Annotated in this window: 17 protein-coding genes and 2 pseudogenes; 10 read left to right on the forward strand and 9 right to left on the reverse strand. The window is 57.0% G+C overall.

Features of this window, described 5'->3' with window-relative positions; translation table 11 throughout:
• Nucleotides 1-14: 14 nt before the first annotated feature.
• Nucleotides 15-353: a P-II family nitrogen regulator gene (gene glnK / locus PF1751_RS27055; protein WP_002555808.1), complete on the reverse strand. Its 339-nt coding sequence runs from the start codon at nt 351-353 to the stop codon at nt 15-17.
• Nucleotides 354-775: 422 nt separating this feature from the next.
• On the opposite strand from glnK, the gene PF1751_RS27060 reads away from it, so the two are divergent.
• From PF1751_RS27060 to PF1751_RS27085, 5 genes and pseudogenes are all read left to right on the forward strand, one after another.
• The gene (locus tag PF1751_RS27060; protein ID WP_010207460.1) at nt 776-1,036 is read left to right on the forward strand and encodes an accessory factor UbiK family protein; all 261 of its coding nucleotides are present in this window, start codon (nt 776-778) and stop codon (nt 1,034-1,036) included.
• Between the two features lie 26 nt (nt 1,037-1,062).
• Nucleotides 1,063-2,334: an MFS transporter gene (locus tag PF1751_RS27065; RefSeq protein WP_021492607.1), complete on the forward strand. Its 1,272-nt coding sequence runs from the start codon at nt 1,063-1,065 to the stop codon at nt 2,332-2,334.
• 94 nt (nt 2,335-2,428) lie between these two features.
• Nucleotides 2,429-3,391: pseudogene (locus PF1751_RS27070) on the forward strand (YifB family Mg chelatase-like AAA ATPase); the annotation flags it as partial.
• Nucleotides 3,392-4,831: 1,440 nt separating this feature from the next.
• Entirely contained in the window at nt 4,832-6,499 is a 1,668-nt protein-coding gene (locus tag PF1751_RS27080; protein WP_044288057.1) for a DUF262 domain-containing protein, read from the forward strand.
• A gap of 294 nt (nt 6,500-6,793) precedes the next feature.
• Nucleotides 6,794-7,372: a recombinase family protein gene (locus PF1751_RS27085; protein WP_044288058.1), complete on the forward strand. Its 579-nt coding sequence runs from the start codon at nt 6,794-6,796 to the stop codon at nt 7,370-7,372.
• 112 nt (nt 7,373-7,484) lie between these two features.
• Here PF1751_RS27085 and PF1751_RS27090 read toward each other — a convergent pair whose 3' ends face one another.
• The gene (locus tag PF1751_RS27090) at nt 7,485-9,275 is read right to left on the reverse strand and encodes a recombinase family protein (RefSeq protein WP_044288059.1); all 1,791 of its coding nucleotides are present in this window, start codon (nt 9,273-9,275) and stop codon (nt 7,485-7,487) included.
• 40 nt (nt 9,276-9,315) lie between these two features.
• On the opposite strand from PF1751_RS27090, the pseudogene PF1751_RS27095 reads away from it, so the two are divergent.
• Nucleotides 9,316-9,864: pseudogene (locus PF1751_RS27095) on the forward strand (ATP-binding protein); the annotation flags it as partial.
• Here the strand turns inward: PF1751_RS27095 and PF1751_RS27100 are convergent.
• On the reverse strand, nt 9,861-10,445 hold the full coding sequence (locus tag PF1751_RS27100) for a TetR/AcrR family transcriptional regulator (protein WP_044288170.1): 585 nt from the start codon (nt 10,443-10,445) through the stop codon (nt 9,861-9,863). The pseudogene PF1751_RS27095 and the gene PF1751_RS27100 overlap by 4 nt on opposite strands.
• 111 nt (nt 10,446-10,556) lie before the next feature.
• Between PF1751_RS27100 and PF1751_RS27105 the strand changes: the two genes are divergently transcribed.
• Complete coding sequence (locus PF1751_RS27105) at nt 10,557-11,471, forward strand: ABC transporter six-transmembrane domain-containing protein (protein WP_176331943.1); 915 nt, start codon at nt 10,557-10,559, stop codon at nt 11,469-11,471.
• 3 nt (nt 11,472-11,474) lie between these two features.
• Here PF1751_RS27105 and PF1751_RS27110 read toward each other — a convergent pair whose 3' ends face one another.
• Both PF1751_RS27110 and PF1751_RS27115 read right to left on the reverse strand, forming a co-directional pair.
• Nucleotides 11,475-13,451: a methyl-accepting chemotaxis protein gene (locus PF1751_RS27110; protein ID WP_010207466.1), complete on the reverse strand. Its 1,977-nt coding sequence runs from the start codon at nt 13,449-13,451 to the stop codon at nt 11,475-11,477.
• Between the two features lie 177 nt (nt 13,452-13,628).
• Complete coding sequence (locus PF1751_RS27115) at nt 13,629-14,549, reverse strand: LysR substrate-binding domain-containing protein (RefSeq protein WP_010207468.1); 921 nt, start codon at nt 14,547-14,549, stop codon at nt 13,629-13,631.
• A gap of 149 nt (nt 14,550-14,698) precedes the next feature.
• Between PF1751_RS27115 and PF1751_RS27120 the strand changes: the two genes are divergently transcribed.
• Nucleotides 14,699-16,102, forward strand: a complete 1,404-nt coding sequence (locus PF1751_RS27120) for a NorM family multidrug efflux MATE transporter (RefSeq protein ID WP_010207471.1) — start codon at nt 14,699-14,701, stop codon at nt 16,100-16,102.
• 66 nt (nt 16,103-16,168) lie between these two features.
• Here the strand turns inward: PF1751_RS27120 and PF1751_RS27125 are convergent, their stop codons facing one another.
• On the reverse strand, nt 16,169-17,833 hold the full coding sequence (locus PF1751_RS27125; protein ID WP_010207472.1) for a putative bifunctional diguanylate cyclase/phosphodiesterase: 1,665 nt from the start codon (nt 17,831-17,833) through the stop codon (nt 16,169-16,171).
• 255 nt (nt 17,834-18,088) lie between these two features.
• Between PF1751_RS27125 and rep the strand changes: the two genes are divergently transcribed.
• Together rep and PF1751_RS27135 are read left to right on the forward strand one after the other, a co-directional pair.
• Nucleotides 18,089-20,098: a DNA helicase Rep gene (gene rep / locus PF1751_RS27130; protein WP_010207473.1), complete on the forward strand. Its 2,010-nt coding sequence runs from the start codon at nt 18,089-18,091 to the stop codon at nt 20,096-20,098.
• Nucleotides 20,099-20,156: 58 nt separating this feature from the next.
• Entirely contained in the window at nt 20,157-20,729 is a 573-nt protein-coding gene (locus PF1751_RS27135) for a xanthine phosphoribosyltransferase (protein WP_010207474.1), read from the forward strand.
• Nucleotides 20,730-20,863: 134 nt separating this feature from the next.
• On the opposite strand, the gene PF1751_RS27140 is transcribed toward PF1751_RS27135, so the two are convergent.
• The 3 genes from PF1751_RS27140 to PF1751_RS27150 all read right to left on the reverse strand — a co-directional run bounded on the left by PF1751_RS27140 (nt 20,864) and on the right by PF1751_RS27150 (nt 24,063).
• Entirely contained in the window at nt 20,864-22,786 is a 1,923-nt protein-coding gene (locus tag PF1751_RS27140) for an acetyl-CoA hydrolase/transferase C-terminal domain-containing protein (protein WP_044288060.1), read from the reverse strand.
• Between the two features lie 133 nt (nt 22,787-22,919).
• The gene (locus tag PF1751_RS27145) at nt 22,920-23,333 is read right to left on the reverse strand and encodes a c-type cytochrome (protein ID WP_010207476.1); all 414 of its coding nucleotides are present in this window, start codon (nt 23,331-23,333) and stop codon (nt 22,920-22,922) included.
• Nucleotides 23,334-23,514: 181 nt separating this feature from the next.
• Nucleotides 23,515-24,063 carry a cupin domain-containing protein gene (locus PF1751_RS27150; RefSeq protein WP_003176893.1) on the reverse strand — a complete coding sequence of 183 codons (549 nt, stop codon included), beginning with the start codon at nt 24,061-24,063 and terminating at the stop codon, nt 23,515-23,517.
• Nucleotides 24,064-24,118 lie beyond the last annotated feature (55 nt).

Consider the following 24,118-nt stretch of genomic DNA (forward strand, 5'->3'; position numbering starts at 1 on the left):
TGGGGTTTGGCGGCTTAGATTGCGTCGGTATCGGTTTCGCCGGTACGGATGCGAATAGCCTGTTCCAGATTGACCACGAAGATCTTGCCGTCACCGATCTTGCCGGTGTTGGCGGCCTTGGTTATCGCCTCGATAACCCGGTCAAGATCCTTGTCGTCAATGGCGACATCAATCTTCACCTTCGGCAGGAAATCGACCACGTATTCCGCGCCGCGATACAGCTCGGTATGACCCTTCTGCCGACCGAAGCCTTTGACCTCAGTAACGGTAATGCCCTGCACGCCGATCTCGGACAACGACTCGCGTACATCGTCCAACTTGAACGGCTTGATGATGGCAGTGACTAGCTTCATGAAAACTCTCTCCCGAATTGGTGGACTTGCCCCAGGAAAACAAACCCGTCTCAAGTCTAAGCGCAGTGCCTGGCTTTGTAACGCGTCGTCGCCTCGGCATTTGCCTTTGCGACGCCAGCGAACCACTGGTGACGAAACCTGTACCCCTGATCCGTCGGCGCACTGCATTCGTCACAGCGACTGCATCAGTGCATGGGTCATGTTCGTCTAAGCAGAAACCTTGCCAGCTCCGTAAAAATCACTGAAATCAGTCCTTTGCCCACTTATCCCCACCTGCGAGGCTTTTGGGCGACGGCAATGCGCACAAAAACAGTGCGTAGCCGCCCGACCCTCTGCGCGAAAAGCGTGCGCCCGCCGTCGTGAAAAAGACTATAGACGCTGCGTGATACACTGCCGGCCAACAGTTTTCCGGAATATTTCCCATGCTCGCGCCCAAAGACCTCCTCGACGCCCTGAGCGGCCACGCCTCTCGCCTGTTCAGCGGTGACACCCCATTGCCCCGCAATGAAATCGAAAGCCAATTCAAGGCCTTGCTGCAAAGTGGTTTCAGCAAGCTCGACTTGGTGAGCCGCGAAGAATTTGATAGCCAGATGGTGGTACTTGCCCGCACGCGTGCGCGGCTGGAGAGCCTGGAGGCAAAAGTCGCGGAACTGGAAGCGCGATTGACGCCAGCGGGCGAATAACCGGCATCAACCGGTCCCTGTGGGGCTTGCCGGCCCTCGACCGGCGCCTGCTGAAAATACAATTCAGCTTTTTGCTGGTGGTGCTCGGTGGCCGCTGCAACCAACTCGCCGTGGCGTGGTGGGCCTTGCAGGAAACCGGTTCCGCCGTCGTCTTCGCCAACATGATCGCCTGCTCCATCGCGGCGCAGGTGCTGGCCCGCCCTCTGCTGGGATGGCTGGGCGACAAGTACAACAAGATCCTGATCCTCAGGCTGGTTTCCCTGACCAGCGTGTTGACCGCGCTGTTGATGTTTCTTCTATCTGCGACGCAGCTGTTCAACCCCTGGAGCGTCGGCGCCCTGATGCTCGTCAGCAGTGCCGTCGCCGGTGTGCGCGAGCCGCTGCAGTCGTCGATCATTCCATTGTTTGCGCGTGACGATCAGGTCTCACTGGCCGTGCGCACCAAAAGCATGCTGTCGTCCATTTCCAACCTGCTCGGGCCAGCCATGGCCAGCGCGTTGATTTTCAGCTTCGGTACCCCGCTGGCGTTTGCCGTCGACTTCATTGCGATGCTTGGCGCGGCAGTGTTGATCGCATCCATTCCACTCCACCTCGGCGCCAGCGCCCCAGATGAACCTGAACCGACCTCCAGCGGCTGGCGCATGATTTACTCGGGTTTCAAGGCGGTCTATGGGGTGAAGGTCGAGTTCTACCTGGCTCTTGTGGCGATGCTCGTCAACTTTGCCCTGTTTCCATTTTTTACCATCCTGCTGCCGCTGTACGTGAAGACAGTTATCCACTACCCGATCACCTACCTCGGCCTGCTGGATGCGTGCTTCGGCCTGGGCATCCTGGCGGGCAGCTACACGATCACCGGCTGGTTGACCCAACGGGTGCCCCGCGACCTGTGTGTCGCGGCAGGCTTTGCACTGTTGGGGGGCAATATGTGGCTGGCTGGCGCGCTCTCATCGATAGTCGTCGTGCCCCTGGCGTTTTTCTGTGGCGGGGTGGGCCTGATGCTGATCAACATTCCGACCTCTGCCGTGAGATTACTGGCGACCCCCAAGCAGCACCGCAACCGGATCTTCGCCACCGTGTCCTTTCTGTCCGCGGCAGCCAGCCCGCTGGGCAGTTTCGCCATGAATGGCCTGATCGCCAACCTCGGTGTCACCCTGACCATCACGTCGCTGGGGGCGATGGTGCTGGGGTTGTCACTGCTGGTGTTCCTGATCCCCGATTTCCGCACCTTCATGCGTGCCCCAGACACCCAACTCAACGGCGCCTATCTGGATAAGTATCCCAACGCCTTTGCACGTTGATACGTCCTGTAAAAGTCTGATTCGTTGCCCATGCGTTCCCTCGACTACCTTTAAGAAACCGCAGGAAGCGGCCTCAATTCTTCAAGGAACGAGTATGTCCCTCGCCATCGTCCACAGCCGTGCCCAAATTGGCGTCGAAGCTCCCGCCGTCACCGTCGAGGTGCACATGGCCAATGGTCTGCCGTCCCTGACACTGGTGGGTTTGCCGGAAACGGCGGTCAAGGAAAGCAAGGACCGGGTGCGCAGCGCCATTCTCAATTCTGCCCTGCAATACCCGGCCCGCCGCATCACCCTGAACCTGGCACCTGCCGACCTGCCCAAGGACGGCGGGCGTTTTGACCTGGCGATTGCCTTGGGAATCCTCGCGGCCAGCGTGCAGGTGCCGGCGTCGATGCTCGATGAGGTGGAATGCCTGGGAGAATTGGCCCTGTCCGGCGAAGTGCGGGCAGTGAAAGGCGTGTTGCCGGCAGCATTGGCGGCGCGCAAGGCGGGGCGCACCGTAATCGTGCCGCGGGCGAATGCGGAAGAAGCCTGCCTGGCGTCGGGGTTGAAAGTGCTCGCCGTGGATCATTTGCTGCAGGTGGTAGCGCACCTGAATGGGCATCAGCCCATCGAGCCCTACAAATCCGACGGATTGCTGTATCTGAACAAACCTTACCCGGACCTGAGCGAAGTACAGGGCCAGCTCGCCGCCAAGCGCGCACTGCTGATCGCGGCGGCGGGGGCGCATAACCTGCTGTTAAGCGGCCCGCCCGGCACCGGCAAGACATTGCTCGCCAGTCGCCTACCGGGTTTGTTGCCACCGCTGAGTGAGCAGGAAGCCCTGGAAGTGGCGGCGATTCAATCGGTCGTCAGCGTGGCGCCACTCAGTCATTGGCCCCACCGACCGTTTCGCCAGCCGCATCATTCGGCGTCGGGCCCGGCGCTGGTGGGAGGCGGGTCAAAGCCGCAACCGGGAGAAATCACCCTGGCCCATCACGGCGTGCTGTTTCTGGATGAGCTGCCGGAGTTCGACCGCAAAGTATTGGAGGTGCTGCGCGAGCCACTGGAGAATGGTAGCCCTAATACTCACATTTACCCACACAAGTCGACCGATAGCACCACGAAATGGTGTCTCACCTCACCTTAATAAGGTCGTGTTAATAACGCCTAATATCGCGTATCAGCAGTTTTATATGGTCAGCCATACCCATCTGGCTATTTGCAGCAATCGCAATTGTATCAATCTCCTAGGCCATCACAGAACTGCGAAATAAATTTTTTAGAATGTTTAAAATCGGCAAACTGTGGGATACGATGACTGAGCAACGTTACCCGCATCAGCGTAACCATTTGCAATCCACCATCTCACTTCAATGCTTGCTCGACAGCCATGTACACTTGCTGACAAACCCACTACGGCCTATGCCCGACGGGGCGTGGGCTTCGTACCAATTCAGCCGTGGGACTGTTACTTCTCTTAGGTAACAGTCTAGTCGACCATGATCGACAGAGTTAATTTGCAGCCATGCCAAAGTCATGAAAAGCGCTTAAGGGGATATTTACATCAAAAGAACAGCATTAAGCTAGAATAATGGTATCAATCAGTGGACAGAGAATACATCCAGCATGATTTCATGGGAAAAGCAATAAACTGCAGTACTAACCGAAAAACGACTACAAACGTTTTGGAATCAATTTACGTGATGACATATAGAACATCACAGAAATTCAACCGCCCCATCGGGGTACATATCAGGGTAAGACTCACACCCAAGATGGACCTTCGATCTTTTTCTTCGAGATTAAACAAGAACTATAAAAAGTACGGCTACAACCCAATCAGAGTTACGGTGAAGGAAGACGACCCTGACGACAATGGCGTCCATTATCATGCAGCCATAGTTATCGAAGGGAAGTATAACACCCCGCTAAGTTTGAACGCTTTTTTTGCCAAACTCAAAAGAAATAACTATTTGGCCGATTACAGCATCATCAATGAAGAAGACCATCCTTACGGATTGTCATTGAATAGTGAATGCAACCGTGATCGTTTTTTTAAGTGGTTATCATATTTGGCCAAAACGCGAACCAAGGTACTTGAGGCTCAATACGTCAGCAAGTGCAAAGCTGTAGAGTCCGACCTTACACTTTGGCGAGAGAGTGGAAAACCTGACCTGCGTCAGACGAAGTATCCACCCACGCCCAGATCGACCAATAACGCTCTACAGTGCATTTTGACGCACGGGTGCACCCAGGGTATTGCCACGTCAACAAACACCGCTTACATCGACGTATAGAGCCCCTGAGGGCCATCCAAAGAACAGACTCGGTTTCACAATCAACGAGCCCGCTATTTTTGGTTCCTCTCATGCGCTTTCCTTCAAAGTGAAGGAGTGATATAAACCAGTATGACTTGCTACTACGCACCATTGTAGCAAGTTATATACCAACTGAAACGGTACACGAATAATACTGCCAACGACAGGCGATTACAACTTACTAAAAAGGGGTCAAAATGGACGCTGGACCGGTACACATCATTCAATACTTTGATGGATCAAAACAGGGTGTAATCCCCTTATTCCAGCGCCCATATTCTTGGGATCAGGGTAACTGGGGGGCACTATGGGATGACGTCATGGCCCAATATGACGATAAAGAACCATACGCCCACTTCATGGGTGCGGTAGTCACTGTCCCAGTAAAGTCCGTCCCTGTAGGAGTAGCAAAACATCTTGTCATTGACGGCCAGCAGCGACTTACTACAATTTCCATTTTGCTGGCCGCTATACGGGAGCAAGCCGCGAATTCCGGTGATTTTTCAACTGAAGGCATTGTAGGTGACTTACTAACAAATCGACATTACAAAGACCCTGACGATTTGAAGCTAGTCCCCACTCAAGCTGACCGGGCGGCATACAACGCCTTGGTCAACCAAAAAGACAAGACCAACCATGAAGAATCCAAGATAATTCAAGCTTACCGGTTTTTCTTGAAGAAACTACGCGGCAAAGATGACGAAGGCAACGAGATATCACCAGTAAGAATACTGCAAACCATACAACAAACCTTACAAGTTGTAATGATCAACCTAAGCGAAAGCGATGACCCATACTTAATCTTCGAAAGCCTAAACCATAAAGGCAAGCCACTAAGCCAAGCCGACCTTGTTCGCAACTATGTGTTGATGCAATTCAAGCACTCAACCGATATCGGCGGAGAACAAGAAGCTGTTTACAATGATTATTGGCAACCGATGGAGTCTAATCTTGACGAGTCGATGGCAGATTTCCTTCGTCACTTCTTGATGCGCAACGGTGAAAATGTCCGTAAAGGGGAAATCTACATATCATCCAAGAAAGAATTTCTAGGACTAAACTCATCAGACGAAGTTCGTTCAAAACTGTTAGAAATGAAACAATCTTCGGTAGCTTATCGAAAGTTCCTTAACCCTAGTGAAGAAAACAACACAAAAATAAGCAGGCGACTTGACGGCATTCAAAGCCTAGATCAAAAAGCGGCATATCCCCTTTTGCTACGACTTTACCGCAACTGGGAACAACAGTTCATTTGCGATACTGATCTGGTGGAGTGCTTAGATTTACTGGAGTCGTTTTTTGTTCGTCGATCAATATGCGCCGTCCCTACAAACAGCTTGAATAAGCTTTTATTAGAACTTTGTCAAGAACTGCCGCCAAGTGCCCCGCACGCTTGGTTGAGAAGAACTCTGCTTGATTGGCAAGGGAATCGTCGCTGGCCAACGAACGAAGAGTTCGCAGATGCCATGATTAACCAGCGGATTTATGAACGCCCACGCATCGCTAGATACGTTCTTGTAGCATTGGAAGAAGCACACAAACACAAAGAGCTAGTAGATACTGCATCTGCCACTATAGAACACGTGATGCCACAAACTTTAACCAACGAATGGCGTGCAGAACTTGGCACGGACCATGAATCAGTTCACGAGCGCTGGTTAGATACTATTGGCAATCTAACCCTAACTAGTTACAACTCAGAATTGGCAAATTCGGCGTTCCACGTAAAGAAAACTTTGTTGGCAAATACTCATTTTGAACTAACAAGGTGGATTAACCAACAGGACAAGTGGGGCGCACAACAGATCGAGACTCGTGGGAAGCTGTTAGCTGAAATGGCCCTAGAGCGCTGGGGACGTGACTAACTGCTAATTGCAAGTTTACAGCCCCGGTCTTTCAACGCAGATTCCGTGATAGCAGGACACGGTAGGGAAGACCGGGGTTATAGACGTTCAACGCCACTCACCTACAAACAGCACCGGCACAACGCTCCATGCTGGCGCATAAGGTACATTTCGCGCATATGAAAACGTATCGTTAAACGACCGTTTTGCGACACCCATAAAACTCGACCCTACCGGTATCATAAAAATATTGTTGTTTTGTTTGTGATACCACAATACACTGATACCACCATAAACGATACCAGAGCTACTATCATGTCACGTACCTTTCTCTATTGCCGCGTTTCCACAGCCAACCAGTTCACATTCAACCAAGTACAGGAAGTGAGAACAGCCGGGTTCGACGTACAACCCGCTCGTGTAGTTGAAGAAGTGGTGTCCGGCAGCATCGCCGCCATTGAACGGCCAGGATTCCAGAAGCTGTTGGATCGGATGGAAAGCGGGGATGTACTGATCGTTACCAAGCTTGATCGTCTGGGTCGAAACGCGATGGATGTGCGTGCGACCGTTGAACACCTATCGAATAACGGTATTCGTGTTCATTGTCTTGCGCTGGGCGGGGTGGACCTTACCAGCCCAGCCGGGAAGATGACCATGCAGGTATTGAACGCAGTTGCTGAATTCGAACGCGACCTGTTGATTGAACGTACACAACAAGGTTTGATGCGTGCCAAGGCAGAAGGTAAGAAGCTTGGGCGCCCACCTGCGATTCAAACTGCGAAACAAGTTCAACACTTGAAAGCCCAAGGCTTGACCCAAGCACAGGTGGCCGGAAAATTAGACATGGGCATTGCAACCATTAAACGCCACTGGAATACCCCCCTAGCCCTGTGAAGGGGGGGGTAGACCAAATTGGACCCCCCTATTTTCGGTGTAAAGGGGCAAAGGGTCCAAGGTAACCGCGCTGGGAATGATGAAGTAGGGCGCCTGAAAAACCACACATCAATCATTCTGATGACATCACATCCTCAAGTTTGGAAATCCCAAATTGGGATAACGGCTTGTGAAGCCCAAAATAACTTTGGTCCTTCCAGACTACTTCACTATTTTGAAATACCGTCATATCAAGCCTGCGAACTTCTGGATCAAATTCAAAACTGAATACCACCTTCTGTTTCTTGAAAAATCCGTTCAACTCCAATCGCCCTTCCTCGGTTTGAAACTTCTCTATCAAGTCCTTTGCCGATGCAATAGGAATCGTGACAGACATCTCAGAAACCTCCACGCCCAAAGCATCGACAATTTCTTGTTGATCATCACGTTCTTGCTCAACTGAGCCAATTTTATCGAGCAACGCACGGGGTATACGCCCGACATTCTCGTCAACCACTGCATTCATATTTTCATTCAAATTATCAAGGGTCATTTGCAACCTAGCAAGTTTTTCCTTGGCATTATCAAGCTTGTTTTCCAACTTTGATGTTGCACCGGCATGATTCATTATCTTAGAAAATAAATCATCACCGAATTTTCTCATCCTCAGCCTGATTTGCTTTTGCTCTGGGCTTTCCGCAATGGTACCAGCTATAAATCCCCGGTTTTTGCTTACTTCTGGCATAGCCTTCAAACGGTTATCACCATCCTTTCTAATCAATCTTTCTATTTCTTCTGGCAGATTGATGGCCATAGGCTTTGTCATTATTTTCTTGGCCGGACTTAATAGCGAAACTGCTCGCAATAACATACCGATTGCCAGGTCATATCGAAACCGTTGCACACAGTCACCTTTATGCTCCTTTCTTGTTTTGCAATTGAAATAGTAATACAACTCGCCTTTTTGGTTACGCTGCTTCTCAAACACAAAGCTTTCGCCACACGAACCACATTTAACAACGTGACGAAAAACATTCAAGTTCCCAATCGTACTATTGCCGTATTCCTTTCTAGTCCTCCTAGACTGCATTGCAGCGATGGCCTCATTGAACTGTGTATTCGTGACTATTGCGGGGTAATAACCTTCAATGAATTCAATGAATACTTTTTTCTGACCATCACCCCGCTTCTGTGACATCATTACACCACGAGGGTACTGGCTTCGAAGTAATACGTTAATTGCTTTATTTGTCCACCTACGCTCAGACGTCTGATTTACTATTCTAATAACATTAGAAACACCTGTAACTTTCAAAAGCTCAAAGATTTGCCTTACTTCTTCCGCTTGTTTTTCATCAAGTACAAACCTTTGTGAATCTTCACAATAACGTATCCCATATGGTGGATTATGCTTGTTGAAAACCTTTCCTTCTTCCACGGCTAAGCGTTTAGCTGATCGCCATTTCTTCTTCCGCCGATCCGACTTTGTCTCCGATTCTTCGTTCGCACGCTGTGCAATAAGGGAGATCATCATCAGTGTTTCAAAATGCTTAGCCGAATCATCCAGTGAATAGGTTTTCTTATCAGTAGTTGTGTAAATTCTAACTCCAGACTTCAGAATTGAACTTAACAATTCCACACCATCAAAAACCTTTTGCCGTGTTATCCGATCAATGGACTCCACAACCAGATAGTCACCATGACGAAGTTCTCCGCTTTTTATTCTGTCAAGAATAACTTTTAGCTCACCAAACTTAGCGTTATTACCACGAAAGGAAGATACACCTTCGTCAAAGAATGTTTCGGCAATGACAACCCCAGTATCTTCGGTGAATGCTTCCAACGGCGTCACCTGTCGCTCGACGGTATCCCCCTCACGCTGCTTCATCGACGAATAACGCACGTAGGCATAGGCTCTGGCCATGGCAAAATCCTAAATCGAAAAAATGTGATTATACTGACCCCCGTTCGAATCAGGGCACATCGTGATTTCCCGTGCCCGCGACCGCGTGAGCTTCCCGGCCCGTTTCCAACTGGTCGCCGCCATGAACCCCTGCCCTTGCGGGTACCTCGGCGAACCCAGCGGACGTTGTCGCTGTACGCCGGAGCAGATCCAGCGCTATCGCAACAAGCTCTCCGGGCCGCTGCTGGACCGCATCGACTTGCACCTCACTGTGGCGCGAGAAACCACTGCGTTGAATCCTACCCAGCAGGCAGGCGATAACACAGCCGAGGCGTCGGCACGGGTCGCCCAGGCCCGCGATCGCCAACAGCAACGCCAAGGCTGTGCGAATGCTTTCCTTGATCTGCCGGAGCTACGCAAGCACTGCAAGCTGGCGAAGGTCGACGAATGCTGGCTGGAAAACGCCTGTGAACGGCTGACGCTTTCCCTGCGCGCAGCCCATCGACTGCTCAAAGTGGCACGCACCCTAGCCGACCTTGAGCACACCGATAGCATCAACCGGGCGCATCTGGCGGAAGCGTTGCAGTATCGGCCCGCGGCTGTTGGCTAGGGTGACTGTGGAAAGTCCAGCAGCAACCGCGCCACTTCCATCACTTCATCCAAGGCCGCTTCGGCCGACTCCGTGGAGGGCTGGAGCATCAGGTCGTCGGCGTAGCCCATCGCCACTGCAAAGATTTGGCGGGCAGCGCGTTGTGGCGAGTCACAACGCAGGACATTGGCAGCGACACCTCGCTCGATCACTTCGGCGAGCATGCCTTGCCATTGAGCATTGATCACCAGGTAAGCCTGGGCCATTTGCGGGTCTTGCATCGCTTCGTCCCAGGCATCCAGCCACAGCGCCCAGCCTGCATCGGCGGTGCTCGGAAGGCAGTCACGCAAAAAACCCACAAAGGCATCCAGCGGGGGGGCTTCTGCCAGAGGCGCCCGTACTTCGTCCAACTGCTCATTGGCAAACCGCACGAAGGCTTCGCGGCGCAGCTCCTTCCAATCACTGAAGTAGTGATAAACGTGGCTACGGGACAGCCCGGCATGTTCGGCCAGGTCGCGGGTGGACACATCGGCAAACCCCTTGCTGCGAAACAACTCCAGGGCGGCGGCGATGATCTGGTCTTTACGGTCGATACGCGACATGGCAATTCCTTTCGGCACCGGCAGATAAGCGGCGCTTGCTTTTTGAGCGATCGCTCAAGGATACTTGAGCAGTCGCTCAATAATAGCGTCTATCATCCCTTTGGTGCACCCATGACATCCGTCACGCCTCAAATCCTGATCGAAGAAAGCAAGAAAATCGGCCAGCAATCCGCCGGCCAGACCCTCAAAGCGATCGCCAAAGCCTATCCCGGCAAGCTGTTCGGCACGCTGTCATTGGTTGCATTGGAAAATGCCCTGCTGCTGGCATACCCGTTGTTTGCCGGGTTTGCGGTGGATGCAATCATTCGGGGCGATGCCAGCAACGCTCTGTTCTACGCCGCCGTGGTCCTGGCGTTCTGGGTCGTCGGCGCGGCACGCCGGGCGCTGGACACCCGAACCTTCACCCGGATCTACGCCGACCTGGCGGTGCCGGTGATTCTGAACCAGCGCCTGCAGAATCACAGCACCTCCAAGTCAGCGGCACGGGTGGTGCTCGCACGAGAGTTCGTCGACTTCTTTGAGAAACACGTGCCGATCATCGCCACGGCGCTGGTATCGATTATTGGTGCGGCGGTGATGCTGATCGTGATCGAGCCCTGGGTCGGTCTCGCGTGCCTGGGCGCACTGGTGCTGTGTATCACGCTGTTGCCGCGCTTTGCCCAACGTAACCAAGCGCTGCATGAGCGCCTGAATAATCGCTTGGAAAAGGAAATCGGCCTGGTGGAAAAAGTCGGTGCGCCGACCCTGCGACGCCACTACCAGGTGCTGTCTCGCCTGCGGATCTGGCTGTCAGACCGCGAGGCCGCTGCGTACCTGTTTCTCGGCACACTGGCTGCCTTGCTCTTCGTGGTCGCCATCAGCCAGTTGGCCTTGTCCCCCGCAGTCAAGGCCGGTCATGTGTATGCGGTCATGACCTACCTGTGGACCTTCGTCACCAGCATGGACGAAGCCCCTGGCATGGTCGACCAACTGGCGCGCCTCAAAGACATCGGCAAGCGCGTGGACCCAGGGCTGGGCGACCGCTAGGTCTCAACGAAACCGATCCACTTCATGCCGCAGGCCCGCCGCCAGGGTCTCCAGTTCCTTGGCCGTGATCGCCAGGTTCGACACCACCTCGCGCTGCTCGCTGTTGGCCAGCGCAATGCTCTGCAGGTTGCTGCTGAGCAAAGTCGCGGTGCTGCTCTGTTCCTGGGTGGCGGTGGTGATCGCAGCGAACTGCTGACCGGCCGAGCGGCTTTGCTCGTCGATACGCGCCAGGGCCGACGCCACATCGGCGTTGCGCGACAGGCCTTCCTGCATCAATACGTTGCCGCGCTCCATGGTGCTGATGGCGTTGCCGGTTTCCTGCTGGATGCTCTGGATCATCCCGGAAATTTCGTCGGTGGCCTCACGGGTACGCGACGCCAGGTTACGCACCTCATCAGCGACCACGGCAAACCCACGACCCTGCTCACCCGCCCGTGCGGCTTCGATGGCGGCGTTGAGTGCCAGCAGGTTGGTTTGTTCGGCGATCGAGGTGATCACGCCGACGATCCCGCCAATTTCCTGGGAACGCTGGCCCAGGGTGTTGATCACCGTAGCCGTGCTGTTGAGCGCGGCGGCGATGTGTTCCAGGGACGACGACGCTTCTTGCATCGAGTTGCGCCCGATACGGGTTTGCTGGGCGTTTTCCTGGGCGAGGCGTTCGGTGCTGCCCATGTTATCGGCGATGTTCAGCGACGTGGCGCTGAACTCTTCCACTGCACCAGCCATGCTAGTGATCTCACCGGACTGCTGCTCCATGCCCTCATAAGCACCACCGGATAACCCAGACAACGCCTGGGCACGGCTGTTGACCTCTTCGGCTGCCTTGCGGATATGCGAGACCATGGTCGACAGCGCTTCACCCATCTGGTTGAAGCTGCGCGCCAACTGGCCGATTTCGTCATGGCTGGACACATTCAGGCGTACGCTCAAGTCCCCCGCACCCAAGGCTTCGGCCTGGCGCACCAGGTCGCCCAACGGCGCCAACTTGCTACGCAGCAACCAGACCGTTGCGCCGACCGCCAGCAGCATGGCAAGCACGCTGCCGATCACCAGGCGGATGCCGACGTCCCAGGTCACCGAGCGAATCTCGGCCTTGGGCATGCTCGCGACAACTGCCCACGGCCCGCCGTCGAAGGGCACAGAGACGCTGTAGAATTCTTCGTTCTTGTCCGCCCAGAAGCGACCTTTGCCTGGTGTTTTGGCCAGGTCCAACATCACTGGAACCGCCTGGTCCAGCGCCTGCACGCCAGCCGGGGGCACCAGCCAGCGCTTCTGCTCGTCCAGCAGGGCCAGGGAGCCGGTCTGGCCGATACGGAAGCGCTTGAGATTCTCGAACTGGGCATTCTGCGCATCGGTGTAGTCAAAACCGATGAACAGCACGGCGATGACCTGGCCGCTGCTATCACGCACGGGGCTGTATTGGGTCATGTAGGAGCGGTCGAACAATACCGCCCGGCCGATGTAGGTCTGCCCGCTGAGCACACGCTGATAAGCCGGGCCTTGGCGATCCAGGACCGTACCGATGGCGCGGTTACCATCCTGTTTGGTCAACGACGTGCTGATGCGGATGAAGTCTTCGCCGCTGCGTACAAACACCGTGGCCACGCCGCCGGACATCTGCTTGAACTCATCCACATCCTCGAAGTTGTTGTTCAACACCTCGCTGCCCAGATACAGGCTCGGGGTCTGCACACCGGCCACGGTCACTGGTTGGTCTGCACGCACACTCAAACCGGCACCAAAACGCTTTTCGAACAGCCCGCTCAACCGCTGGGTACTCTCGCGCAAGGTGCCGTGGAAGGTGTTGAGTTGATCGGCAAGCAAGCGCGCCTCGCTGGCCAGGTGTTCCTCGCGGGTGGCGAGGTTGGCGGAGTCGAGGGAACGCAGAGCAAACACAGTACTGCCGCTGATGACGACAGCCAGAATCACGGCGAGTGCGAGGCCTAGCTGTGAGGCTATCCGAGCGCGAGGTTGAGTCATGAAGGCTCCTGGCCGAGGCCAGGATCATCCTGATCTCATAGCGTTGCTCGGCAAATTATCTGGTGGGAAACGTTGGTGCACGATTGTTCCAACACACCTTCTTCGGCTGGGCGAAGCAATACTTGAGCGAATCACAGGGGTATCACGCAAACGATTGCACGAACGCTCTGCAACCACTCAATCGAGACGTTCGACTGAAGGCAACGCCATCGCCTTGACCTCCGCCTGGAGAAACTCCGCCAAGCGCCGCAGCCGCTCACCGCCGGGGCGGGTCTTCGGCCACACCAGGTAATAACTTTCACCACTGGCTACGGCTGTTGGCCAGGGCAGGCTCAATCGGCCCTGGGCCACGTCTTCGGCCACCATCAGCAGGTCACCCATGGATACGCCGTAACCCCGCGCAGCGGCGATCATGCCCAGTTCGAGGGTATCGAACACCTGCCCGCCCTTGAGCGACACCTGGGATGACAAGCCCATGCGCTCCAGCCAGTTGCGCCAATCACGACGGTCAGGCGTGGGGTGCAGCAACTCGGCGGTGGCCAGGCGCTCGACATCCCAGGGTCCATCCTCCAGCAGGTTGGGGGCGCCCACCGGAATCAGCAATTCCGGGAATAGATAACTGGCCTCCCAATCCGCCGGAAAATGGCCGTAGCTCAGCAGCACGGCGCAGTCGAAGGGTTCCTGGTTGAAGTCCACCTCGTCCACACTCATCCAGGCGCTGGTCAGTTGCACCTCATTGCCGGGCTGCAACGCACGGAACCGGCTGAGCCGCGCCAACAGCCAGCGCATGGTCAGGGTGGACGGTGCCTTCATGCGCAGGATGTCGTCTTCGGCATTCAAGGTATGGCAGGCCCGCTCCAGCGCGGCGAAACCTTCGCGCACACCAGGCAACAACAGACGCGCCGCCTCGGTGAGCTGCAAGGTGCGGCCGCTGCGCTGGAACAGGCGGCAGGCGAAGTGCTCTTCCAATGTGCGGATGTGTCGGCTCACCGCACTTTGCGTTATAGACAGTTCCTCCGCCGCACGGGTGAAGGAATTGTGCCGCGATGCCGCCTCAAACGCGCGAAGGGCATAAAGGGGAGGAAGGCGACGTGACATTTGGCAAGCTCCTACAAGCAATGCCGTAACGTACCAGATTCATCAGGCATGAGTTTTAGTCATGTGAACGATCGCATTTATCCCTTTGTGCAATGCGCTGAGAGCGCCGAGAATCAACCCTCCCTCAACCCTTCGACTATTCGAGCGTGATGATCATGCAGCATCCGGCACGTACCGAACTCTGGGCCATTCTGCGGCTGTCAGGGCCGTTGATTGCCTCACAGTTGGCGCACATGCTGATGGTGCTGACCGACACCCTGATGATGGCGCGCCTGAGCCCCGAAGCCCTGGCCGGTGGCGGCCTGGGCGCGGCAAGCTATTCGTTCGTGTCGATTTTCTGCATCGGCGTGATTGCCGCCGTGGGCACCTTGGTGGCAATCCGTCACGGCGCGGGGGATATCGAAGGCGCCACCCGCCTGACCCAGGCCGGACTGTGGCTCGCCTGGCTGATGGCCTTGGCGGCCGGCTTGCTGTTGTGGAACCTCAAGCCGCTGCTGCTGCTGTTCGGCCAGACCGAGACCAACGTGCACTCGGCGGGGCAATTCCTGACGATCCTGCCGTTCGCCCTCCCGGGTTTCCTGAGCTTCATGGCCTTGCGCGGCTTCACCAGCGCGATTGGCAAGGCCCAGCCGGTGATGGTGATCAGCCTCGGTGGCGCGGTGGCCAACTACCTGCTCAACCATGCGTTGATCGAAGGCATGTTCGGCCTGCCGAAACTGGGCCTGATGGGCATCGGACTGGTCACGGCCGTCGTCGCCAATGGCATGGCGTTGGCGCTGATGTGGTACATCCACCGCAACCGTACCTATGCGGCGTACCCGTTGAGCACCGGCCTGCTGCGCCTCAATACCCAGTACCTGCGCGAGCTGTGGCGCCTGGGCCTGCCGATTGGCGGCACTTATGCGGTGGAAGTCGGGTTGTTCGCGTTTGCGGCGCTGTGCATGGGCACCATGGGCAGCACGCAGTTGGCGGCGCACCAGATCGCGCTGCAAATTGTCTCGGTGGCGTTCATGGTGCCGGCGGGGATGTCTTACGCGGTGACCATGCGTATCGGCCAACATTACGGCGCTGGGCAGTTGCTGCAGGCACGCCTGGCCGGGCGCGTCGGCATCGGATTTGGCGCAGCGGTGATGTTGGGATTTGCCGCCGTGCTGTGGCTTTATTCCGATCCTTTGATCGGATTGCTTATCGACCATAACGACCCGGCCTTCCATGACGTGATCGTCCTGGCCGTCAGCCTGCTCGCTGTCGCCGCCTGGTTCGAGCTGTTCGACGGTGTGCAAACCATCGCCATGGGCTGCATTCGCGGGCTCAAGGACGCCAAGACCACCTTCCTGATCGGCGCGGGTTGCTATTGGTTGATCGGGGCACCGTCGGCCTGGCTGATGGCCTTCACCCTGGGCTGGGGACCGACCGGCGTATGGTGGGGCTTGGCGCTGGGCCTGGCGTGCGCGGCAGTCAGCCTGACTTGGGCATTTGAAGCGAAGATGAAGCGCATGATTCGGCGAGAGCCTGAAACCTACAGCACGTTGCAAGCAGCTCAGCCGGATTGAAGGCTGTAATCGGTCAGTGTGGGAGCTGGCTTGCCTGCTCCCACAGTTGATTGGGTGGGCACCCAATCAACCCAGCAAGGCCTGCTGGCTTTTCCCGAAGGTCAGGTACTCCACAAGCTCCGCCAACGGCAGCGGCTTGCTGATCAGGTAACCCTGGGCCTGGTCGCAGCCAAACAAGCGCAACAGTGCAAGTTGCTCCGGCGTTTCCACGCCTTCGGCGACCACTTCAAGGTTGAGATTGTGGGCCAGGTTGATCATGGCGTGCACCAGTTTGCGGTTCTCTTCGCGCTCTTCCATACCGCCGACAAAACTCTTGTCGATCTTCAACAAGGCGATCGGCAGGCTGTTGAGGTGCACGAACGATGAAAAGCCCGTGCCGAAATCGTCCAGGGAGAACCGAACACCGAGGCGGCCGAGGGCGTCCATGGTCTGCTTGACCAGGTCACTGCGGCGCATCACGGCGGTTTCGGTGAGTTCGAACTCCAGCCACTGTGCCTCAACGCCCCGCTCGGCAATCAGCCGGCTGAGGGTGGAGAGCAACTGGCTGTCCTGGAACTGACGGAATGACAGGTTGACCGCCATGTGCAGCGGCGGCAGGCCACGTTCGCGCAGGTCCTGCATGTCGCGCAGCGCGCGGGAGATCACCCAGTAACCCAACGGCACGATCAGGCCGCTTTGTTCGGCCAGGGGCACGAACTCACTCGGCGGCAACAGGCCACGCTCGTCGTGGCGCCAGCGCACCAAGGCTTCAAGGCCGACGATATGCCCGTCGTCGAGGTCCAGGCGCGGTTGGTAGTGCAGCTCCAGTTCGTCACGACGCAAGGCGCGGCGCAGCTCACTTTCCAGGTCGGCCAGGCTGCGCGCGTTGCGGTTGATGCGTTCGTTGAAGATATGAAAGGTGCAGCCTTGGGTGCTTTTGGCCTGCTGCATGGCGATATGGGCGTGCCACATCAGCGGGTCGGCGCCGGCGCGGGCACGGGCATGGGCCACCCCCAGGCTGCAGCCGATCAGCAGGCTTTCGCCATCCACCCAGTACGGTTCGGCCATGACTTCGGTGATGCGCTCGGCCATCCACTCGGCACGCTGGGGCGCGCGGCGGGTGTCGATCAAGAGGGCAAACTCGTCACTGCCCAGGCGCGCCAGTTGGTCCCCGACCTCAAGTTGGCTCTTGAGCCGCGAGACCACTTGCAGGATCAGCCGGTCGCCGGCCTGGTGGCCGAGGGCGTCGTTGGCGTGGCGGAAATTGTCGAGGTCCAGGTGGCCGAGGGCCAGGCCACGGCCTTCATTCTCGACCAGTCGTGCGGCGAGCAAGGTCTGGAAGCCCTGGCGGTTGGCGATACCGGTGAGCGGGTCCTGTTCGGCCAGGCGCTGCAGGGTGTTTTCCAGTACGCCACGCTCGCGGACGTGGCGCAGGCAGCGGCGCACTGTATCGGCATCCAATACATCGCGCACCAGCCAATCGCTGACGCCCAGCGGCGAAACCAGCGGCTCCTGCTCCAGCAGCAATACGCACGGCAGGCTGCAGCGGCCAGGGCCGGGCTGCAAGCTGGGCGTGGTCAACAGCACGGCGCTGTGGTCGTCATCGAACAGACGGCTCACGGACTCCCAGTTTGGTGCGCTGATCAGCACAGCCCCATCGCCCATCGGCGCCAGGCACTCGCGCAACAACGCTGCCCACGCGGGCTCATCGGCCAGCAGCAGCAAACGCAAGGGTTCGACAGGCGTAGACAAGCTAGCTCCCTAGACTCTGCAAAATTTCGTGACAGCGGGCATTATGACGTGCGGCCAGATGATCACCAATGATAGGGGTTACCAAACACGCGAACTGTAAAGATTAGTCGCAAATAACCCCGACATCCTGCGGCAAAGTATCAAAACCGGCAAATTTAGATCGAGTGGTACGTCACACTGTCGTTCTGACAGAGCAGAATCCTGCGAGCCTGTTAAAATGCCCGCCCTTTTGAACAACGACTCCCTGAATTCTGTATGTCCCGACTCAATCCCCGGCAGCAAGAAGCCGTGAACTACGTCGGCGGCCCTCTATTGGTGCTCGCCGGTGCAGGCTCCGGCAAGACCAGCGTGATCACCCGCAAGATCGCGCACCTGATCCAGCAGTGCGGCATCCGCGCCCAGTACATCGTCGCCATGACCTTTACCAACAAGGCGGCGCGAGAAATGAAAGAGCGTGTCGGCACCCTGCTCAAGGGTGGCGAGGGCCGTGGCCTCACCGTGTGCACCTTCCACAACCTGGGCCTGAACATCATCCGCAAGGAGCATGCGCGGCTGGGCTACAAGCCGGGCTTCTCGATCTTCGACGAGACCGACGTGAAGTCGCTGATGACCGACATCATGCAAAAGGAGTACGCAGGCGACGACGGCGTGGACGAGATCAAGAACATGATCGGCGCCTGGAAAAACGACCTGATCCTGCCCGCCCAGGCCCTGGAAAACGCACGCAACCCCAAGGAACAGACCGCCGCCATCGTCTACACCCACTACCAGCGCACGCTCAAGGCGTTCAACGCAGTGGACTTCGATGACCTGATCCTGCTGCCGGTGAAGCTGTTCGAGGAACACGCCGACATCCTCGAAAAATGGCAGAACAAGGTGCGCTACCTGCTGGTAGATGAATACCAAGACACCAACGCCAGCCAATACCTGCTGGTGAAAATGCTGATCGGCAAGCGCAACCAGTTCACCGTGGTAGGCGACGACGACCAGTCCATCTACGCCTGGCGCGGCGCGCGCCCGGAAAACCTGATGTTGCTCAAGGACGACTACCCGTCCCTGAAAGTGGTGATGCTGGAGCAGAACTATCGCTCCACCAGCCGCATCCTGCGTTGCGCCAACGTGCTGATCTCGAACAACCCCCACGAGTTTGAAAAACAACTGTGGAGTGAGATGGGCCACGGCGACGAAATCCGCGTGATCCGCTGCCGTAACGAAGACGCCGAAGCCGAGCGCGTGGCCGTGGAAATCCTCAGCCTGCACTTGCGCACCGACCGGCCCTACAGCGATTTCGCAATCCTGTACCGCGGCAACTACCAGGCCAAGCTGATCGAGCTGAAATTGCAGCATCACCAGGTGCCGTATCGCCTGTCGGGCGGCAACAGCTTTTTCGGACGCCAGGAAGTCAAAGACCTGATGGCCTACTTCCGGCTGATCGTGAACCCGGACGACGACAACGCCTTCCTGCGCGTGATCAATGTGCCGCGCCGCGAGATCGGCTCCACCACCCTGGAAAAACTCGGCAACTACGCCACTGAACGCAAGATCTCGATGTACGCCGCCACCGACGAAATCGGCCTGGGCGAGCACCTGGACTCGCGCTTCACCGATCGACTGGCGCGCTTCAAGCGCTTCATGGACAAGGTCCGCGAGCAGTGCGCCGGCGAAGACCCGATCAGCGCCCTGCGCAGCATGGTCATGGACATCGACTACGAGAACTGGCTGCGCACCAACAGCTCCAGCGACAAGGCCGCGGATTACCGCATGAGCAATGTCTGGTTCCTGATCGAAGCGCTGAAGAACACCCTGGAAAAAGACGAAGACGGCGAGATGACCGTCGAAGACGCCATCGGCAAGCTGGTACTGCGCGACATGCTTGAGCGCCAACAGGAAGAGGAAGACGGCGCCGAGGGTGTGCAGATGATGACCTTGCATGCGTCCAAGGGCCTGGAATTCCCCTACGTGTTCATCATGGGCATGGAAGAGGAAATCCTCCCGCACCGCTCCAGCATCGAAGCCGACACCATCGAAGAAGAACGGCGCCTGGCCTACGTGGGTATTACCCGCGCGCGTCAGACTTTGGCCTTCACCTTTGCCGCCAAGCGCAAGCAATACGGCGAAATCATCGATTGTGCCCCCAGCCGGTTCCTGGACGAGCTGCCGCCGGACGACCTGGCCTGGGAAGGCAATGACGACACCCCGACCGAGGTAAAGGCCGTTCGCGGCAACACCGCCTTGGCGGACATACGCGCGATGTTAAAGCGCTAGAATCGACTACTTTTTAATCTACTTTCGGCGCGCATCGCGCCATTAGAGGAAGCTTTCCGTGGAAGCACTGCACAAGAAAATTCGCGAAGAAGGCATCGTGCTTTCCGATCAGGTACTCAAGGTCGACGCCTTTCTGAACCACCAGATCGACCCGGCACTGATGAAGCTGATCGGCGACGAATTCGCCGCCTTGTTCAAGGATTCGGGCATCACCAAGATCGTCACCATCGAAGCCTCGGGCATCGCCCCGGCGATCATGACCGGCCTGAACCTCGGCGTGCCGGTGATCTTCGCCCGCAAGCAACAGTCCCTGACCCTGACGGAAAACCTGCTGTCGGCGACGGTGTATTCCTTCACCAAGAAAGTCGAAAGCACTGTGGCGATCTCCCCGCGCCACCTGACCAGCAGCGACCGCGTGCTGGTGATCGATGACTTTTTGGCCAACGGCAAGGCGTCCCAGGCGCTGATCTCGATCATCAAGCAGGCCGGCGCGACCGTCGCCGGTTTGGGGATCGTGATCGAGAAGTCGTTCCAGGGTGGTCGTGCCGAGCTGGATGCGCAGGGTTATCGGGTTGAGTCGCTGGCACGGGTGAAGTCGCTGGCGGGTGGCGTGGTCACTTTCATCGAGTAATCGCTGCCTGAATGCAATTAACCCTGTGGGAGCGGGCTTGCTCGCGAATGCGCTGTGACAGTCAATGTAGACGTCGACTGATACACCACTTTCGCGAGCAAGCCCGCTCCCACATTTGGTTTTGCGTTGGGCTGTCAGTGCACGGTGGCCTGCAGGCCGGCGAGCAATAAACGTTGATACAAATCCTCTTTCAGCCCCTCCGGGTTATCCAACCGCATCCGTTTCAAATGCTCGGGATACGCCTCCGGCTCCGGCGCATCCAACGCCGCCTTACCCAGTTCCAGAATCTCCGTCAGCTTGAATTTGCTCTTGAGCCAGTTCAACGCCCGCAACAGATCCCGCTCTTCATCCGTAAAATCGCTGCCCAGCGGATACTCCGGGAACAACCGGCGATGCCGCGCCTGAATACCTTGGAGCCGCTCCGGCGTGTTATCGGCAAAGCGCGGATCCAACTGGAAATCCTTCGGCAACTTGCCGGCCTTCTGCGCCTTTTCGATCAAGTCATCCTGGAAGCGCGAGTCGGTTACGTTGAGCAGCGCTTCGATCACCTTGGCATCCGTCTGGCCGCGCAAATCGGCGATTCCATACTCAGTGATGACGATATCCCTCAGGTGCCGGGGAATCGTGCAGTGGCCATAGTCCCAGACGATATTGGAACTGACCTCCCCCGCCGATTCGCGCCAGCTGCGCAGGATCAAAATCGAGCGCGCGCCCTCCAGCGCATGACCCTGGGCAACGAAGTTGTACTGCCCGCCCACGCCGCTGAGCACGCGCCCGTCTTCCAACTGGTCCGCTACCCCCGCGCCCAACAAGGTCACCATGATCGCACTGTTGATAAAGCGAGCATCCCGCCGTTGCAGTCGTTTGAGTTCTTCCTGGCCGTACAGCTCATTGATGTAACTGATGCGGGTCATGTTGAATTCGAGGCGCTTGGCGTGGGTCATTTCCTGCAGGCGCTGGTAAAAACTTCGCGGGCCGAGGAAGAATCCACCGTGGATCGAGATCCCGTCGGGCTGCGCGGCGTCGTCGAGCGTGCCTGCGTTAGCCTGCTGCTGCGTCGCCACATCCGGGTAGACCTTGCGGCGGATAATCCCCGCGTCCGCCAGCACCAGCAGCCCGTTGACGAACATTTCGCTACACCCGTAGAGGCCACGCGCGAACGGATCGACACCGCCTTCGTGGCTGATCAACGGCGCCCACTGATAGACGTCCAGGTCAGTCAGCAGCAATCGGTAGGCCTCATTGTCCGCCTGGCGCGCCAGCAGCGCGGCAGTCAGCGCATCCCCCATGGAGCCGATGCCGATCTGCAGAGTGCCACCATCGCGCACCAAGGTGCTGGCATGCAGGCCGATAAAGTGGTCCTGGAAGCCCACCGGCATGTTCGGTGTGGAGAACAGCGTGGTGCTGTCTTTTTCATCGATCAGGTAATCGAAGGCGTCCATGCCCAGCTCCGCATCACCCGGCATGTAGGGTAAATCGCTGTGGACCTGGCCGACGATCAGCACGGTTTCACCGGCATCACGGCGCTTGGCGATCATTGGTAACAGGTCGAGGGTGATATCCGGGTTGCAGCTCAGGCTCAGACGATCAGGGTGTTCGCTGCTGCTGGCAACCAGTTGAGCGACCAGGTTCAGGCCGGCGGCGTTGATGTCGCGGGCGGCGTGGCTGTAATTGCTGCTGACGTAATCCTGCTGGGCCGACTCGCTGTGGAGCAAGCTGCCGGGCTGCATGAAGAACTGCTGCACGTGGATATTTTTCGGGAGGTTGTCCTTGTGCAGGGCGGCGAGGAAATCCAGTTCGGGATAATCGCCAAACACTCGCTCGATAAAGGGTTCGAGAAAGCGTTTCTGCAAGCCATCGCCCAGTGTTGGCCGGCCCAGGCTCAAGGCGGTATAGATCGTCAGCGACCGCTCCGGCAATTTGGCAATGCGCCGGTACAGCGCGTTGGCAAACAGGTTCGGCTTGCCCAGGCCAAGCGGCATGCCCATGTGGATATGCGCCGGCAACCGCTCCAGCACATCGTCAACTGCTTGCTCGATTGAACACAACTGCACCATCCGACCCTCCTGAACATTCCATGATTAGGGGTTGGACCGAGCTTGCCGGGTCTTTGCTGCAAAGAACAGCGCTGAAACACAAATCACGGGTACAAAAAAGCCGCTTGTAAGCGGCTTTTTGGCGAAGATCGGTTTATTTCAAACCGGACATCTTCTCGATCGCACCTTTGAGGTCATCATCCGAGCAATCGGCGCAGGTGCCCTTTGGCGGCATGGCATTGATACCGGTAATGGCCTTGGCGAGGATGCCATCCAGGCCGCCCTGGTGGTCAGCGCGTTCTTTCCAGGCAGCGGTGTCACCGATTTTCGGCGCGCCCAACAGGCCAGTGCCGTGGCAAGCGTTGCAATGCTTGGCGATGATTTCATCCGGCGTCTTCGCAGCGCCGCCGCCTGCGGCGACCGCCACTTCCATGCCTTTGCATTCCTGGCCCTGGACGCAAACCTGGCCGACAGGCTCCAGGCGCTTGGCAATGTCATCATTGGTCGCAGCTTGAGCGCTGACAGCCCATAGGGCCAGTACGGTTGCTGGTGCAGCCAGCATTTTCATAATTAGGTTCACGCGTTCACCCTCAATGGTGGCTATTCACGCCTGCGGCCACGGTTTCGCAGGCGGCGAAAGTATAACGGTTAGCCCGCCCTGCCGAAACAACCCTATTAAATAAAGGGAGATTCAGCTTCACGGATACAGCTACGGGAGTCTCTGCCACGCAGGCAGGACGCCTCTTTTCTTAAAAGTTCGCGGGTGTGGCTGCGCTGATTAGTCGCGCCGGCACGTCGAACGGATTGCGAAAACGATGAGGCTTGGTGCTTTCAAAGTAGTAGCTATCGCCCGCTTCGAGCACAAAAGTTTCAAGACCGACCACCAACTCCAGACGACCTTCCACCAGAATCCCGGTTTCTTCGCCTTCGTGGGTGAGCATTTCTTCGCCCGTGTCGGCGCCCGGCGGGTAGATTTCGTTGAGAAACGCAATCGCCCGGCTGGGGTGAGCCCGGCCTACCAGTTTCATGGTGACGGCGCCGTCAGAGATATCAATGAGCTCATTGGCTTTATAGACGATCTGCGTCGGTATTTCCTGGAGGATCTCCTCGGAAAAGAACTCGACCATGGACATAGGGATGCCGCCCAGCACCTTGCGCAAGGAGCTGATCGAGGGGCTGACGCTGTTTTTTTCGATCATCGAAATGGTGCTGTTGGTGACACCCGCGCGCTTGGCGAGCTCGCGCTGGGAAAGACCCTTCAGTTTACGGATGGATTGCAGTCGTTCGCCGACGTCCAATGCAGGAGCCTCCTAGGATTCAGGCTTTGTTGTAATTGAGCGTTATCATGGCGAC

The organism is Pseudomonas simiae (assembly GCF_000934565.1).
GTDB classification, from domain to species: Bacteria; Pseudomonadota; Gammaproteobacteria; order Pseudomonadales; family Pseudomonadaceae; genus Aquipseudomonas; species Aquipseudomonas simiae.